15 protein-coding genes are annotated in these 16,006 nt (G+C 65.9%); 8 read left to right on the plus strand and 7 right to left on the minus strand.

Annotation, left to right across the window (positions count from 1 at the left end):
* The first annotated feature begins 1 nt into the window (after nt 1).
* The 5 genes from ON44_RS43280 (at nt 2) to ON44_RS43300 (ending at nt 4,453) form a co-directional block, all read left to right on the plus strand.
* A complete protein-coding gene (locus ON44_RS43280) occupies nt 2-1,405 on the plus strand; it encodes a nucleotidyltransferase domain-containing protein (RefSeq protein ID WP_040700972.1) in 1,404 nt (467 codons plus the stop codon).
* Entirely contained in the window at nt 1,402-2,124 is a 723-nt protein-coding gene (locus ON44_RS47575) for an HAD family hydrolase (protein WP_051183325.1), read from the plus strand. Before ON44_RS43280 ends, ON44_RS47575 begins: the two co-directional genes overlap by 4 nt.
* The gene (locus ON44_RS43290; RefSeq protein ID WP_040700974.1) at nt 2,109-3,041 is read left to right on the plus strand and encodes a diacylglycerol/lipid kinase family protein; all 933 of its coding nucleotides are present in this window, start codon (nt 2,109-2,111) and stop codon (nt 3,039-3,041) included. The genes ON44_RS47575 and ON44_RS43290 overlap by 16 nt, the downstream gene beginning before the upstream one ends.
* Nucleotides 3,038-3,814: an SDR family NAD(P)-dependent oxidoreductase gene (locus ON44_RS43295; RefSeq protein WP_051183326.1), complete on the plus strand. Its 777-nt coding sequence runs from the start codon at nt 3,038-3,040 to the stop codon at nt 3,812-3,814. Before ON44_RS43290 ends, ON44_RS43295 begins: the two co-directional genes overlap by 4 nt.
* 165 nt (nt 3,815-3,979) lie before the next feature.
* Nucleotides 3,980-4,453 (plus strand): HAD-IIIC family phosphatase, encoded by a 474-nt coding sequence (locus ON44_RS43300; RefSeq protein ID WP_040700976.1) that lies wholly within the window; start codon nt 3,980-3,982, stop codon nt 4,451-4,453.
* 7 nt (nt 4,454-4,460) lie between these two features.
* On the opposite strand, the gene ON44_RS43305 is transcribed toward ON44_RS43300, so the two are convergent.
* Complete coding sequence (locus ON44_RS43305) at nt 4,461-5,288, minus strand: alpha/beta fold hydrolase (protein ID WP_063721726.1); 828 nt, start codon at nt 5,286-5,288, stop codon at nt 4,461-4,463.
* Between the two features lie 73 nt (nt 5,289-5,361).
* Between ON44_RS43305 and ON44_RS43310 the strand changes: the two genes are divergently transcribed.
* Nucleotides 5,362-5,775, plus strand: coding sequence for a MarR family winged helix-turn-helix transcriptional regulator (locus ON44_RS43310; RefSeq protein WP_040701035.1), 414 nt, complete (start codon nt 5,362-5,364; stop codon nt 5,773-5,775).
* A gap of 60 nt (nt 5,776-5,835) precedes the next feature.
* Complete coding sequence (gene ilvD, locus ON44_RS43315) at nt 5,836-7,542, plus strand: dihydroxy-acid dehydratase (protein ID WP_040701036.1); 1,707 nt, start codon at nt 5,836-5,838, stop codon at nt 7,540-7,542.
* 166 nt (nt 7,543-7,708) lie between these two features.
* On the opposite strand, the gene ON44_RS43320 is transcribed toward ilvD, so the two are convergent.
* The gene (locus ON44_RS43320) at nt 7,709-8,593 is read right to left on the minus strand and encodes a sigma-70 family RNA polymerase sigma factor (protein ID WP_040700978.1); all 885 of its coding nucleotides are present in this window, start codon (nt 8,591-8,593) and stop codon (nt 7,709-7,711) included.
* Nucleotides 8,594-8,696: 103 nt separating this feature from the next.
* Here ON44_RS43320 and ON44_RS43325 point away from each other — a divergent pair, with 103 nt between their 5' ends.
* Nucleotides 8,697-9,044 carry a DoxX family protein gene (locus ON44_RS43325; protein WP_040700980.1) on the plus strand — a complete coding sequence of 116 codons (348 nt, stop codon included), beginning with the start codon at nt 8,697-8,699 and terminating at the stop codon, nt 9,042-9,044.
* 476 nt (nt 9,045-9,520) lie between these two features.
* On the opposite strand, the gene ON44_RS43330 is transcribed toward ON44_RS43325, so the two are convergent.
* From ON44_RS43330 to ON44_RS43350, 5 genes are all read right to left on the minus strand, one after another.
* Entirely contained in the window at nt 9,521-11,116 is a 1,596-nt protein-coding gene (locus ON44_RS43330) for a GMC family oxidoreductase (protein ID WP_040700981.1), read from the minus strand.
* A 103-nt stretch (nt 11,117-11,219) separates the two neighbouring features.
* Entirely contained in the window at nt 11,220-12,638 is a 1,419-nt protein-coding gene (locus tag ON44_RS43335) for an NtaA/DmoA family FMN-dependent monooxygenase (RefSeq protein ID WP_083898533.1), read from the minus strand.
* Nucleotides 12,635-13,705 (minus strand): LLM class flavin-dependent oxidoreductase, encoded by a 1,071-nt coding sequence (locus ON44_RS43340; RefSeq protein WP_040700982.1) that lies wholly within the window; start codon nt 13,703-13,705, stop codon nt 12,635-12,637. Before ON44_RS43340 ends, ON44_RS43335 begins: the two co-directional genes overlap by 4 nt.
* Nucleotides 13,706-13,839: 134 nt before the next feature.
* Nucleotides 13,840-15,291 carry an MFS transporter gene (locus ON44_RS43345; protein WP_245567553.1) on the minus strand — a complete coding sequence of 484 codons (1,452 nt, stop codon included), beginning with the start codon at nt 15,289-15,291 and terminating at the stop codon, nt 13,840-13,842.
* An 80-nt stretch (nt 15,292-15,371) separates the two neighbouring features.
* Nucleotides 15,372-15,995: a peptide deformylase gene (locus tag ON44_RS43350; RefSeq protein WP_040700984.1), complete on the minus strand. Its 624-nt coding sequence runs from the start codon at nt 15,993-15,995 to the stop codon at nt 15,372-15,374.
* Between the last annotated feature and the right edge of the window lie 11 nt (nt 15,996-16,006).

Genomic DNA, 16,006 nt, shown 5'->3' on the forward strand with positions numbered 1-16,006 from the left:
TATGACCGGAACCGAAATCGCCGCGGGCGGCACGGCTTCCGAACGCCTGCTCGTGCACGCGGCACTCGCCGACCCGAGTCAGGACGAACGAGCCGCGTTGGCGAAGCTCGCTCACGAGATCACCGACTGGGCAGAGGTTTTCGAACTCGCCGAGCTCAATGCGACCATCCCACTGGTGCAGCGCCGCTTGGAATCCGAGGAACTCTACGACCTCGTTCCCGAACTGGTGCGAGCACATTTCGCCGGCGTGACCGATCGCATTGCCGCCGTGAACGATCGGCGCCTGGCCGGTGCCAGGGAACTGTTGCGCCGCTTCGACGAACGCGGCGTGCGCTGCGTCGTACTCAAGGGCATGCTGTTCTCGGCGGAGATCTACCACGATCCGCGCTACAAGCGCATGAACGACCTGGACATCCTCGTCGAACTCGATCAGGTGGATACCGTCATCGAGATCTACCGGGAGATGGGGCTTTTCGCCACTTCCGAACTGCTGGGCAAGGCCCCGAAGGTCCGCGCCGAACGCTCACACCACCTGCCGTCGTTCGTCTCCCGCGACGGATCCCTTGTCGTCGGCACACACTGGGGCCTGATCACCCCGCTGGCTCCGTACACGGTCGACTACACCGCGATCTGGAAACGCGTGCGGCGCATCGACTTCTACGGTGTGCCCGCCTGGGCTATGTCGCACGAGGACAACCTGCACCACCTCGGCATCCACCTGCCCTACTACAAGACCGGTGTACGCGAACTCGCCGACATCTGGAACCTGGCCCGCTACGCCGATGACCTCGACTACGACCTGCTGGCCGGTGAAATCGCCAAGGCGGGCAGCGAAAGCCTGATGTACCACGCCCTTTCGCTGGCCGATCGGCTCGTGCCCGAGCCGGAGTTCGCGGCATTGATCAGCTGGATCGCGCCGAAGGTCAACCGCTTCACCCGCTACGACACCGCGCGCAAAACCGTCGATATCCATGTCCTGCTGCGCAGCCGCTCCACCCACACCTCACGCATCGAAAAGGCCTATACCGAATTCAATATGACCGCTCTCGCGAGCGAGAAGCGCGACCGCTTCGGCCGTCTGTGGTCGGATCTGCTGCTGGTGCCCGGTGACGAAGCGCGCAAGATGAGTTCGCTGCGCAAGCCAGCGCCGCTGGCCGATCTCGGCGCGCGAATCTCCGCCCCCTACCGGCTGACTCGCGTTTTCCAGCGCGACCTCGGCCGCTGGCTGTTTCCGGCGGCTCTGGCCAAGACCGTCTTCGATCTCGGTGCCGCGTACGGTTCGGAGCTGGCGAGCCGGGCCGGAATCGGTACGACGGCGACCGAACGCCCCGGCATCGACGAATACGCGGCCCAACTGGGGCTGACCCGCGCCGATCTCCAAGCGGTACTGGACAGCCAGGAATGAATCGCACAGTGCTGTGGGATCTTGACGGCACCTTGGTGCGGTTGCATCGGCGCCGGTTCAAGGCCCTGATGCCGCTGGCGGCCGCGCAGGCATTTCGCGAGTTGACCCCACCGCATCGTTTTCTGCGTGCCCTGCCCGGCGTGCTGAAGCAGGTCCGGGCCAACGACAGCGAGCACACCAACACCGACCTGATGGTCCGACTGCTCGCCGAGCGGTTGCGGGTCGCACCTGACGCGGTGGCGAGTCAACTGAAGAGTCTGGCGGAGACGGGGTTTCCGCGCCTGCGTGGTTGCTTTCCACCGGAGCCGATGGCACTGGATACGGTGACCCGGCTCCAGGAATCGGGCGCGGTACAGGTCGTCGCGACCAACCCGCTGTGGCCGGACAGCACCGTCACCACCCGGCTCGGCTGGGGCGGCTACGACCTGTCCGTGTTCACCTTCCGCACCAGCGGCGAGAACATGCGCCGCTCGAAACCACGCAACGAGTTCTACCGAGAACTGCTCGACCGGCTCGGCGCGGAACCGGGGGAGTGCGTGATGATCGGCAACGACGCCGCCAACGACGCACCGGCGGCACTTCTCGGGATCCCCGTGTTCCTGGTCAATGTGCCGAAATCGGCTGTTCCACAAGAATATTCGGGCCTCGTAAGTACGGGGAATTGGTCTCGGCTACGCGAGTGGCTGGGTATCGAGGAGAAATCATGCTCGTCGTCCTGAATCCACAGTCCAATGCCGGGACCGCGCTGCAGCGGTGGCGTCCGGTAGAAGGCGTGCTACGCGAACGGAATACCGATCTCACCGTCGAAATGCCCAGTGACGCAGAACAAGCCATGAAACTGGTCCAGGCGAGCCTCGAGTCGGATCCACCTGAGGTGATCGTGGCGGCGGGCGGCGACGGCATGGTCAACCTGGTCCTCAACGCGATCATCGACCCGGCGACCGACCGACCGCGGCACGGGGCGGAATCGGTCGCACTCGGCGCGATCGGTCTCGGCAGTTCCAACGACTTCCACAAACCGGTGCGAACCAGTATCGCCGATATCCCGGTCCGGCTCGGCACACCCGAGCTCGTCGATGTCGGCAAGGCCACCATGCTGCTCCCGGACGGCACCCGAACAGTCCGATACTTCCTGCTCAATGCGAGCATGGGACTCGTTGCGGCAGGCAACCATTCGTTCAACAATGCGCGCGGGCCGATCGGCTGGCTCAAATCCCGAAATGTCGAGGCGGCCATTATCGCCACCGCGCTGAGCAACATCGCCACCCATCAGCCACTCGCCATCCAACTGCGCGGATCCGACTGGGAGCACACCGCACCGGTCACGAATGTCGGTGTGCTCAAGAGCGTGCACTTCGCCGGTGGCATGTACTACGACACACCGGTCACCCGCGCGGACGGCATGTTCGACGTGAATATTTGGGAAGCCGCCGGACGGGCCCGGATTCTGGGGCTCATCGCAGGTCTCTACCGCGGCAAGTTCAGGGGTTCGGCGCTGGCCACCTGCCGTCGCGACACCGCGGTGGAACTGCGGCCCGTCGCACCCGCACCGCTCGAATTGGATGGCGAGATCACGATTGTGGAATCAGCCCGGTTAGAGGTGCTGCCGCGCGTGCTGCAGGTGTGTGCGCTGTGACCGTTGTCCTGGTGACCGGTGCCGCCAACGGTATGGGCGCGGCGACCGTCGAATACCTTGCGCGTGTCGGCTATACGGTCGCGGGCAGTGACAAGATCGCGCGGGATGGCGTGCGTGCGGTCGATGTCCGCGATACCGACGCGGTGCGGAGTTGGGTGAAATCCGTGCACGCACGGCACGGCCGCATCGATGCGGTGGTCACCTTCGCCGCCTACGGCATTGTCGGTTCGGTGGAGGAGACCGATCCGGACGAGGCGGCCGCACTCATCGATACCAATGTCATCGGCACCCACCGCGTGCTGCGCGAAGTGCTGCCGATCATGCGCGCGCAGGCGCACGGCCGGGTAATCGTGGTGAGCTCCGGTGCCGGCGCGATCGCCGAACCCTATGGCGGCTGGTATTCGGCCACCAAGGCGGCCATCGAACGCCTCGGTGAGGCGATGCGGATGGAGACCGCGGGCTTGGGCATCCACGTCTCGGTCCTCGCGCCGGGGTGGACGGTCACCCCGATCATCGATTCGGCTGCGCGCGTTGCCGATCCGATCGAGGCATACACGCCGGATCGGACTGCGGTGCTAGGGCGCGTCACCGGATATCTGGAGCACGGACAGTCCGCGCAGATGGTAGCCAGGAAGGTGCGGACAATCTTGGAAGCGTCCGAACCGCGCCAAACCTACCTGTGCGGCAGCGACGTTCGGCTCTCGTTCTGGACCCGGCGCTTCACGCCCGCTCGGGCCTACGAACGGCTCGTTCGCCGCTACTACGGCCTTTGACAGGAGCATGCACGGGCAGTGCCGGTAGTATCACCTCGGCCGCACGGGCTCCCAAGAAAGCGGGGGCTTGTCCGGTACGTGCCGTTCGCTGGATGGTTTTCGCAGTAGCCCATCTGCCGACGACACGGCAGAAAGGCAGCGATGACCAACCGATAGGGGCAGGCGATGGCACCGGCTCTGAGATGTCTTGTCTGGGAATTGGACAACACCCTCTGGGATGGTGTCGTCTGCGACGCGACCAGCGGCGCACCACGCCCCGCCGCCCTGCGCACGTTGGTCAAGCTCAGCGAGCGCGGCATCTGGCACGCCGTAGCCAGCCGCAGCGACCGTGACCTCACCCTCAAGAAGCTCTACCGGCACGGGCTCTACGACATGTTCTCTGCCATCGAGATCGGCTGGGGGCGTAAATCGGCTTCGCTATTGCGGATCGCGCACACCCTCGGCTTGGAACTGGACACCATCGGTTTCATCGATGCCGAACCAGTGGAGCGAGCCGAAGTCACCCGCGCACTCCCACGCGTGCGCTGCTACGCCGCCCGCAACGCCGATGTCCTGCCCGCCCTCCCCGACTTCCGCCCAGTCCTCCGCACAGGCCCCTCACCCACCCCACCCATGGGCTTCGCAAGCGTCCGAGGCTAAATCAAGATCAGGTGGAAACTATGGCGGCATCGCCCGAGTAGCCCTCTCCACCAGTGCCACCTGATCTTGGTCGGCGGTCGGGCGGTGCTGGGAGGAATGCCGCGATTCGGGCGAAGGTGGTTTCCGGTTGCTCCAGGTGGGGCAAATGGCCTGCTGCGGGGATGATTTCGAAGCGGGCATTGCCGAAGGCGGCGGCATAGGCGGCGCCGTAGGTCGGGGTGACGATGCGGTCGCTTTCGCCCCAGAGCAGCAGTGTCGGTGTGGTGATCGCGGCCAGTTGCGGCAGCAATTGCGGATTGTGCATGTACGGGTCGCCCGCGTAGTGCCGTAGTGCGACCATATTTGCCTGGCGCACGGCCGAATGCGCGGCAGGTAGATCGGCGGGGTCCTGGTAGAAGCGTGCCGGGTGGTGGTAGGAGTGCTCGGCCACTCCCCGGGCGTCGAGGGCGAAGAAGTCGGTGATCGGTTCGTCGTCGAGCCACACGCCGGTCGCGTCGATCAGCACCAGCCCGCCGATCCGGTGTTCGCGATCGCGGACGGCCATTTCGGCGGCGATCCAGCCGCCGATGGAGGAGCCGATGACAAAGACGTCACGCAGTTCGCGCTCGCGGAGCAGGTCCAGGTATGCGCTCGCGAGGTCACCGATGCTGTCGAAACGCAATGGTGTGCCGTTCCAACCCGAATGGGTCGGCATAAGAACATGAAATGTGCGCGACAGGTGCTCGGCGATACCAGCCACCGAGGCTGGTCCCGCGCCCCCGTGTAGGACGAGAATTGTCGGGCCGCTGCCTGATTCGGCGATCGTGAGCGGTTGTGGTCGGGTGTCTTCGGTCATCGGGAAGTTCCTCGATCCATTGACTAAACATGTTGATATAAACAAGCTTAGTCATACTGCTAGCATGATGTCCATGCCCGATGACCTGCAAGCCCTGGGACGTGCCGTGAAACAGGCGCAGTACCGCCACCATCGCGCGCTGGACAGTCGACTCGCGGCCATCGGCAGCACCCTCGCGCAATGGGACGCTCTGCGCGCTATCGACCGCAATCCCGGTGCCACCGCACGCGCACTGGCCGAGGAGACATTCCAGAGCGAGCAGGCCTTCGGCACTCTGGCCAACCGGCTGGTCGTGCGCAATCTGATCGACCGCACGCCCGGCCGCGGCCGAGCCATCGAACACCGGCTGACCGCAGCCGGTGAGCAGGTACTGCGCGCCGGAAACCAGGTCGCGAACGAGGTGCTGGCCGACTCCTTCGCCGGATTGTCGACCGGCGAACGTGCCACCCTGTTGAATCTGCTCCGGCGAATCGGTGCGCATCGATAATCGACGCGGTGATCGGCGTGGTCGGCGGCGCTCGGCGAGCCGGGCGGGAATGATATGGCCATGGTCAATGATCAGAACGGTCCCGATATCAAGCCACGTAGTCGCGATGTCACCGATGGTCTGGAGAAGACGGCCGCGCGTGGCATGCTGCGGGCGGTCGGTATGGACGACGGCGACTGGGGGAAGTCGCAGATCGGGGTGGCCTCCTCGTGGAACGAGATCACGCCGTGCAATCTGTCGTTGGACCGGCTTGCCAAGGCGTGCAAGGAGGGGGTGTTCGCGGGCGGTGGGTATCCGATGGAATTCGGGACCATTTCGGTCTCCGACGGCATCTCCATGGGACATGAGGGCATGCATTTCTCCCTGGTATCGCGGGAGGTGATCGCAGACAGCGTGGAAACCGTGATGCAGGCCGAGCGGCTCGACGGTTCGGTGCTGCTGGCCGGATGCGATAAATCCTTGCCCGGCATGCTGATGGCGGCGGCGCGGCTGAACCTGGCGAGTGTGTTCCTGTACGCGGGCTCGATCCTGCCCGGTATCGCGAAACTCAGCGATGGCAGTGAGCGCGAAGTGACGATCATCGACGCGTTCGAGGCGGTCGGCGCCTGCTCGCGCGGTTTGATGAGTCGTGCGGATGTGGACGCCATCGAACGAGCCATCTGTCCTGGTGAGGGCGCCTGCGGTGGCATGTACACGGCCAACACCATGGCGAGCGCGGCCGAGGCATTGGGTATGTCGCTGCCCGGCAGTGCGGCACCGCCCGCGACCGATCGGCGCCGCGACGGCTACGCGCGGCGCAGCGGTGAGGCGGTGGTGGAATTGCTGCGGCGGGGAATCACGACGGCCGACATCCTCACCAAGGAGGCATTCGAGAACGCGATTGCGGTGGTGATGGCGTTCGGCGGCTCCACCAATGCCGTACTGCATCTGCTCGCGATCGCTCACGACGCGAAAGTTGATCTGGCACTCGAGGATTTCGCGCGCATCGGCCGCCGGGTGCCGCACCTCGCCGATGTGAAGCCCTTCGGGCGGCATGTGATGACGGATGTCGACCGGATCGGCGGCGTGCCGGTGATGATGAAGGCACTGCTCGATGCCGGACTGCTACACGGCGACTGCCTGACCGTCACCGGTCGCACGGTCGCGGAGAACCTCGCCACCATCGCCCCGCCGGATCCCGACGGAAAAGTGGTGCGGGCCATGACATCTCCGATCCACCCGACCGGTGGCATCACGATCCTCGCCGGATCGCTCGCGCCCGGCGGCGCGGTGGTCAAGTCGGCAGGTTTCGATTCCGACGTATTCACCGGTACGGCACGGGTTTTCGACCGCGAGCGGTCGGCGATGGACGCGCTCGAGGACGGCACGATCACTGCGGGCGATGTGGTGGTCATCCGCTACGAGGGGCCCAAGGGCGGTCCCGGTATGCGCGAGATGCTCGCGATCACCGCGGCCATCAAGGGTGCGGGCCTCGGCAAGGACGTGCTGCTGCTCACCGACGGACGCTTCTCCGGCGGCACCACCGGTCTCTGCGTCGGCCATGTCGCTCCCGAGGCGGTCGACGCTGGGCCGATCGCCTTCGTCCACGACGGCGACCAGATCCGCCTCGACGTCGCCGCGGGCACCCTCGACCTTCTGGTCGCCCCCGAAGAACTCGACCGCCGCCGCGAAGGCTGGAAACCTTTGCCGCAGCGCTACACCCGTGGCGTGCTCGCCAAATATTCGAAACTGGTGGGCTCAGCGTCCTTCGGGGCTGTTTGCGACTGACGGGGGAGCCTTCGGCTGCCGATGCCTTCGGGCCACGATTGATGCCTGCACCGGAAGACGCGGTCGTCGGCGGATCACGTGGCCCGCTCGCACCGGCTCGCCGCGACCACCGCATGAACTGCCCAGGCGGAGTTATCTCATGCGTGGTGACCTGAATTCCTCTCGTTCAGGGAAATTCGGGGAGTACGGCCAGGTCGAGTTGCCGCAGGCGGGCCGGATCGGCGATCACCTCGTAGCCCGCGATTCGGTGGTCCGCGACGGTAACCGCAAGCGCGAGTAGCAGTTTGCCGCGCGGCGCGACAATGATGCCGACCGCGCCGTCGACCAGCGCGAGCGCAGCGACCCGGGAGCGGCGGCGCAGGATGACGGTCTCGCGGGCCACCGCCTGCGCACCCCGCGCGACCGGCGCCATACCCGAGGGCAGCGCGGCCGGATCGGCCGTACGCACCACATCGGGCGCGAGAACCGCGAGCAGTGCGTCGAGATCACCGCTGCGGGCGGCGGCGAGGAAGGCATCCACGACATGGCGCTGCTGCGCGAGTTCGGCGGTGGAAGCGGTCGCGTCGCCGTGCGCCCGCGCGCGGGCCCGGCTGGCGAGCTTCTTGGTGGCGGCGCTGGTGCGCCCGACGATCGGCGCGATCTGATCGAAGGGAATGGCGAACATATCGTGCAGCACGAACGCCACCCGCTCATCGGGACCGAGCGTATCCAGCACCACCAATAGCGCGCGCCCGACCGAATCGATCAGCACCGCTTCACTTTCCGGATCGCAGTCATCGGCGGCGTCGCCGAGTTCGGCGATCCGATCGATCGGATCCTCGCGCCGGGCGGTCCGCGAGCGCAGCATATCGAGACAGATCCGGGAGACCACCGTGGTCAACCACCCCGCCAGATTCTCGACATCGCTCGTGTCGGCGCGGTCCAGCCGCAGCCAGGCCTCCTGCACGGCGTCATCGGCTTCAGTGGCCGACCCGAGCATCCGGTAGGCGACCGCGTGCAGGTGATCGCGGTGCGTCTCGAATCGTCGCGCCAACAATTCCTGTGCGTGCATCGGTCACCTTTCGCGGTCGGCATCCGTCACGTGAATAGGGCGATCGGGTGCCCCACCCACGATCGCAGACCCGCAGAACCCAGATACCCGGAGGGTAGTCCCTATGTTTGTCGCATATGCCGTCGTCACCATCCTCGCCGCCGCAGCCACATTCGGCGCCACCGCCTTCGATATCGTCAAGGCGGGGCAGGTGCGCGAGACCATGCGCGGCTACGGCCTCCCACAATGGACCCTCAACCCACTGGCCGTCCTGAAAGCCCTCGGCGGCCTCGGCCTCTTGATCGGCCTGGCCATCCCGCCACTAGGCCGCACCGCCGCCCTCTGCCTGGTCCTGTACTTCCTCGGTGCAGAAATCACCATCATCCGAGCCAAGCGGTACACCGACATCGCGTACCCGCTGCCATACCTGATCCTGTCCGCAGCCTCCCTCGCCCTGTTCGCCTACGCCTGACTCGGCAATGCGCCCTGTGCCTACGATCGAGCGTGTTGTTCCGCCAAGCGCGGTGCCTCGCAGGGCGCCGTCGCTTTGGACGGCGGCCGAGCCCTCCTCGACCCGGGCACACTCATCGGGTCACAAGTGCACACCCTCTTGTGACGCCGGCACACCTGTTGTTTTGGCGGCGCACCCAGTGCACGCCAGGTGTGCAGGTGACACAACGTGTGCAACGGGCATCGGTGCGCGAGTCCGCCACGACGAGTCGACCAGGCCGACGCTGCGACATCCGGTGCGGCACAGCACGTTATGCGCACATGCATGCAATGCGATATTGCACTGCATGCCATTTCGAGCACGATTTTGCGGTACGGATCCCGGGGCCGCTGATTCCCTTGCCCGCCAGGCACATTCCGCGGCCGCGGAGTTCCTGCCGACCCGACCGGCAGCATGCCAGATCGCGGCCCAATCGAGCCTTCGCCTACCGCAGCACGCTAACCGCGGATGAACTGCGCCGCCTGCTCACCGATGAACACACTCGGCGCATGCGTATGCCCGCGAATCAGCAACGGCATCACCGACGCGTCCGCGACGCGGAGTCCTTGCACCCCGCGCACTTCCAGTCGCGGCGTCACCACACTGCCCGCATCGGTACCCATCCGGCAGGTGCCGACCGGGTGATACAGGGTGTGCGAGTAGCCGTTCAGTGTCAATTCCATCGCGGCTTCGAGCTCGGCCGGAGCCTGCGGCGGATAGATCAGCGGCCCGAGTACCGCCTTCAGGGCCGGAGCCGCGGCCAGTTCGGCGCACACACGCAAACCAGACATGATCGCGGCCCGGTCCGCGCCACCACTATCGGAGAGATAGCGCGGGTCGATGACCGGTTTGGCGGTGGGATCACCGGAACTCAGCGAGATCCGGCCGCGACTGTGCGGCCGCAACAGCACCGTCGCCAGCACGACCCCGTGCTCGGTCGGATCCACGAGACCTTCGTAGAAGAACGGCGCTGGCGCGAAAATCAGCTCCAGATCGGGCAATTCGAGATCGGACCGGCTGCGGATGAACCCGTAGGCCTCACCGACATTGGAGGTGAGCATGCCGCGGTGCCGGATCAGATAATCGAGCAGCTGACGTGGCTTCTCCGCCGTGAACAAGGAATCGGATTCGACACCGTAGCCGAGCGCCGCAACCAGGTGGTCCTGCAGATTGGCGCCCACCTCGGGCGCATGGTGCACAAGCGGAATGTGATGGCGCGCTAGCTCGTCCTCATCGCCGATACCCGAGAGCATGAGCAGCTGCGGGCTATTGATCGCACCACCGCAGAGCACCACCTCGCGCCTGGCGGACACCGTCTGTGTGACGCCGTCCTTGCGGTACTCCACACCGGTCGCGCGCGGCCTTCCGGTCGGTGAGGTCTCGAAGATGATCCGCGTCGCGAGCGCCTCGGCATACACGGTGAGATTCGCACGGCGCATCGCAGGCTTCAGATACCCATCGGCGGTACTCCACCGCCTGCCGCCGCGCTGGGAGACCATGGTCTCGCTGAACCCCTCCGGCTGTGGCCGGTTCGGTGGCTCCACCGAGAATCCGGATTCTTCGACCGCGGCCAAATACGCCGCGGTCAAAGTGCGCGGACTGCGCTGGCGCGAAATATGCAGCGGCCCGGTCGCGCCCTCATCCGGATACTGGGCGTCCTCGACGGTCTCGATCTTGCGGAACTGCTCGACCGCCGCCGGGAATCCCCACTCGTCCCCGGCCAGCAATGCCCACTCGTCGTAGTCGGCACGGAATCCGCGCACCCACATCATCGCGTTCATCGACGATGATCCGCCGAACATTTTGCCTCTCGGCCAGTAGATCTGCCGATTCTTCAGCTCGGGCTGCGGTTCGGTGAGGTAGTCCCAATCCACCTCGGAGCGGAACAGCTTCGCGAATGCCGCCGGAATATGGGCGAACTTGTTCTTGTCCGGCGGTCCGGCCTCGAGCACCACCACCGACACATCCGGATTGTCGCTGAGCCGGTTGGCCAGGACCGCGCCGGCCGATCCGGAGCCGACGATCACATAATCCGCGGTAACCCCTGCTTGCACTGTCCCACTCCGATCTGCACTGCGTATGGCAAACATACGAGTAAGACGCGGCCCCGGGTTCGGTTTCCTGACAAACCGGCCATGTTTCGCGGATCGGACCTGGTTATCTGCGTCGGGTCAGCGGCGGTCGCAGGCCGAGATGTTCGCGCAGGGTGTTGCCCGTGTACGCGGTGCGGTACGACCCGCGTTCCTGCAATTCGGGAATCAGCCAGTCGACGATCTCGTCGAGTCCGGTCGGCACGAGATATGGCGAGATATTGAACCCGTGGGTCGCGCCGTGGCGGACCCAGCGGGTGAGCTCGTCGGCGACCTGGCTCGGTGTCCCGGCGAATCCGGACCGCTGCGACGTCTCGATGGCGACCTGGCGCAGCGACAGATTCTTGGCCTCGGCCAGCGCCCGCCACTGCCGAGCGATCGCCACCGGATCCTGACCGTCGCGCTGTGCGCCGCGCTCGCCCGAAATCACCCGGGGCTGTGGGTCGTCCGCGGGCAGCGGACCGTCCGGATCGAGATCCGACAGATCACGACCCCACACCTGCCCGACCAGGGAAAGCGCGGTCTGTCCGGTGAATTGGCCCTCCAGCACCCAGCGCGCCTTCTCCTCGACCTCGGATTCCCGCTCCGCCAATACGATCTGGGTGCCGGGCAGGATCTTGATGTCATCGGCCGGTCGGCCCGCGCGTTCCAGGCGTGCCCGAATATCGTTCGCGAATGCGAGCGCGGCGTCGAAATGTGTTCCGTGCCTGGAGAAGATGACCTCGGTATGGGCCGCTGCGAAATCGCGGCCCGCCGGTGAATCACCGGCCTGGAAGATCACCGGATGGCCCTGGGCGCTGCGCGGCAGGGTCGGCGTGATCGAGACTTGGAAGTGCTCGTTGTCGCGGGTCACCGTCCGTACCGAATCCGATGCGGCCCAATCGGTATCGTCGCGCGAGGTCGCGATCGCATTGTCGGCCCAGGCATCCCAGATCTCGCGGGCCGTCCGGATGAATTCACCCGCGCGCTCGTAGCGCTGCGCGTGGTCGAGGAAGCCACCGCGCCGGAAATTCGCGCCGGTCCAGGCATTGTCGGTGGTGACCGCGTTCCAGCCCGCTCGGCCGCCGGACAACAGATCCAGGCCCGCGAGTCGGCGGGCGAGATCGGCGGGTTCGTTGTAGGTGGTGTTCTGGGTGGCGACCAGACCGATCCGGCTGGTGATCCCGGCCAGCGCCGCCAACTGGGCAATGGCGTCGGGACGCCCGGCGATATCGGTATCGAGAAGCTTGCCGTTCTGCTCGCGTAGGCGCAGGCCCTCACCGAGGAAGAATGCGTCGAAGAGTCCGCGCTCGGCCGTGGAGACGATGTGCCGGAAGGTTTCGAAGTCGATCTGCGAGCCGCTGCTCGAATCCGACCAGATGGTGCTGTGGTTGACGCCCTGGAAGAAAACGCCGAAATGGACCTGTGCGTCGGGAAACGGAACGTCTGGCCCACCCGTCGCCCGACCGCCACCCCTCACTGAATCGCTGCGCGATGCTGTACTCATTTGTGCTGATCCTTCGCGTAACGGTTGATCGGCCGCTCCAGGCCGAGATTGGCGCGCAGGGTCGAACCCGGCACCGGACGGTGGGCGACACCGGCGCGGAAGAGGGCGGGCAGGACGTAGCGCGCCAGCGCCGGGAGGTCTTCGTCGATGACGGCCGGATGCAGGCGCACGCCGTCGACGTGGCGTACGAGTTCGGTGATGAGGCGGACGAGTTCGGCGGGGGAGCCCGCGAAGGCCAGGCGCTCGGTGCGATTCGCGGCCGTGTACTGGTCCAGGTCGGCAAGGCGTTCGGCGGCGGTCGCATCCGGAATATCCAGGGCGACATCGAGTTCCGCGAACACCAGTGCACCGGTGGCCCGCGCGTGGTCGGCCGCGGCGAGGGTCTGAGCGAGGTCGGGTCGGGTAACGAGGATGACGTCGGCATCACCGGGGTCATGTGCGAAGACGACCACCTGCCCCTGCGGCGGCCGAGGCACGATCGCCGGCCCCTTCACCGAGAACGTTTCACCGCTGAAGTCGATGTAGTGCAGTTTGTCTCGATCCAGGAATCGGCTCGCCGCATAGTCGCGTACCACGGCGTCGTCTTCCCACGAATCCCACAGCCGACGCGCGACCTCGATCGAATCCCGTTGTTCGCGTGCGAGTTCCGCTTCGGTAGTGCGCGGCGGTCGTCCCCAGGTGGTAGCGGCCGCGGGATCGGTCGTGGCGATCCACCCGCCGCGCCCACGCGAGGCGTAATCGAGCGTGGCCAGTTGTGACGACGTATGGAACGGCTCCGCGTAGGTGGTCGCGACCGTGGCCACCAGCCCGATGGTGCTGGTTGTCGCCGCGACGAACGAAGCCCGCGTCACCCCGTCGATCCGCCCCGCCGGATGCCCGGTGGGCGGCAGGATCGAATCGTCGAAGGTAGCGAGGGTGAAACCGGCATTCTCGGCCGCGCTCACCCGTTTGCGCAGCGTATTGCCGGTGAGCAACTGGTCGGGCGCATGTGCGGCCCGCCGCCACGCGGCCGGGTGATATCCCTCGCCATCCAATTCGATGCCCACCGCGAAGACATTTCCGCTCATTGGTATGACGATCGTCAAACTTGACCGCCGCCGCCATGATTTGCGTCTCGATGATCCGAACCCACACCGCCGACGATCGCGAGATAGCGGTGATCCCCGGATTCGCCTCCGAGCGAATCCGGGATCGGTTGTCCTTACCGTGCGGCGCGGGCAGACAGTGCCGCCGCAACCAGAACCGTGACACCCTCCGCAATCGCGGTGCCGCCCAACGCATGTGCCGCCGACAGGGCCGTACTGCCCACGAGGCCCAGGAATACCGTTCCGAAGCACGCGATCCCGACCACGACGCCGAGCTGCACACTGGTCACCAGAATGCCGCTGGCATCGGCCGCAAGGGCCATCGGGATCCTGGCCAGGGTGCGGGTCATCAGCGGGCTGAAGGCGAGGCCGAAACCGATGCCCTGGATCCCGAAGACGACCAGCGGCAACGGCCCGAAGTCGGCGCCGTTGCGCAGCATCATGCCCAGCGCCACCATGGTGGCCGCGCCGACCACCAGGCCGAACGGAATCATGGTGGCGTGCAGGCGATGTGGGATGCGCTCCCAGTTCAAACTGGCCAGCGCGAAAGTCACGCCCATCGGGATGAACAGCAGGCCCGCGTGCAGCGCGGTGTAGCCGAGAGTGCTCTGCAGGTGTATCGCCATGACGAACATCCAGCCCCCGAAGGTCGCCATGATCGTGAACAGCGTGCCCGCGGTGAGCGCCAGCCCCGGCGACTTCAGCACCCGCTGCGCGAACAGCGGTTCACCGTCGCGTGCCGCGACCGCCCGCTCGATCGCCACGAACAATCCGACACCGATCACGCTGGTGCCCAACATGATCCATGTCCACAGCGGCCAGTCCTGCTCATGCCCCAGCACCAGAGGCAACACGAGCAGCAGCACCGAGACGGTGAGCATGGTCAGACCCGCGAGATCGAGTTTCCGATCGAATCGCGCAGTGGCCGTGGGCAATACCCGCGGCGCAATCAGCAGAAGCACCGCACCGATCGGGACATTCACCAGGAATACACCGCGCCAGCTACTCCCGAAAAGGTCGGCATTGACGATCAATCCGCCCGCCACCTGACCGACGACCATACCGCCGGAAATGATCGCCGAATACGCACTGAGCGCCTTGGCCCTGGCATCGCCGGTGAAATTCCGCTGGATCATGGTCATGATCTGCGGAATCATCGCCGCGGCCCCCGCGCCCTGCAGGAACCGGAAGACGATGAGCGAGAACTCATTCCATGCCAACCCGCAGGCCAGCGAGGCAACGGTGAACACCGCGAGCCCGGTGATGAAGGTGTTGCGCTGAGTGAACCGATCACCCAATCGCGCACCGGTCACGAGCAGCACGGCATAGGCGATCACATACCCCGCGACGATCAACTGCAGCGCGGATCCACTGGTATGCAACGAAGTACGAATAGAAGGAATGGCGACATTCACGATCGAGGCATCGAGTACCGCCATGAACTGCCCGGTGAGCAACACCGCGAGCACCGCGATGGTCCACCGCGCACCGAACGCGGCGGGTTGAACTGCCGATCCCGCAACGGCCGACGTGGCCGCAGCGTTACCAGGCTGCAAGGTCTGAGTCATGTCATGAGCTTGCAACCGATCCGACACCAGTAACAGGAGTCCGATAACACTGGTACTGGCAACACCTGGATAGGGGTCCGTCAGGGTAATTCGAAGCCCAGGGCCTCGGCTGCGGCGGCGGGGGTCGGCTGGGACCAGCGGTCGGTGAGGGTCTGGGTAGAGGTCAGGGAGCGGGTGATGGCGCGATCGATGTAGAGGGTGCCGTCGAGGTGGTCGGTTTCGTGTTGGACGATACGGGCGGGCCAGCCGGAGACCTCCTCGTCCAGTTCGCGGCCGCGCTCGTCCTGTCCGCGCAGGCGCACGTGGGCGTGGCGCGCGACGACGGCCTGCCAGCCCGGAACGCTCAGGCACCCCTCGAAGAATGCGGCGCGTACGTCGCCGATGGGTTCGTAGGTCGGATTGACCAGAACTCGGAACGGTAGCGGGACCCGTCCGCGGACCGCGCGCACCTCATCGGTCACATCGGCCGGATCCTCCAGCACTGCCAGCCGCAGCGGTATCCCGACCTGAGGTGCGGCCAGTCCGACACCGGGTGCGGCATGCATCGTCTCCCGCATCGCCCACACCAAGCGGTCCAACTGCGCCTGCGTCAGCTGGCCGTCGTAGCGCGCGGCCGGCGCGCGCAGGACGGGATCACCGGCGGTAACAATGGAGAGTGGACCACCGAGCAGCGTCTCGACAAGATCGGGAAGCGGGATCGTCATAGTTTCAGCAT

The organism is Nocardia vinacea NBRC 16497, assembly GCF_000308835.1.
Lineage (GTDB): Bacteria > Actinomycetota > Actinomycetes > Mycobacteriales > Mycobacteriaceae > Nocardia > Nocardia vinacea.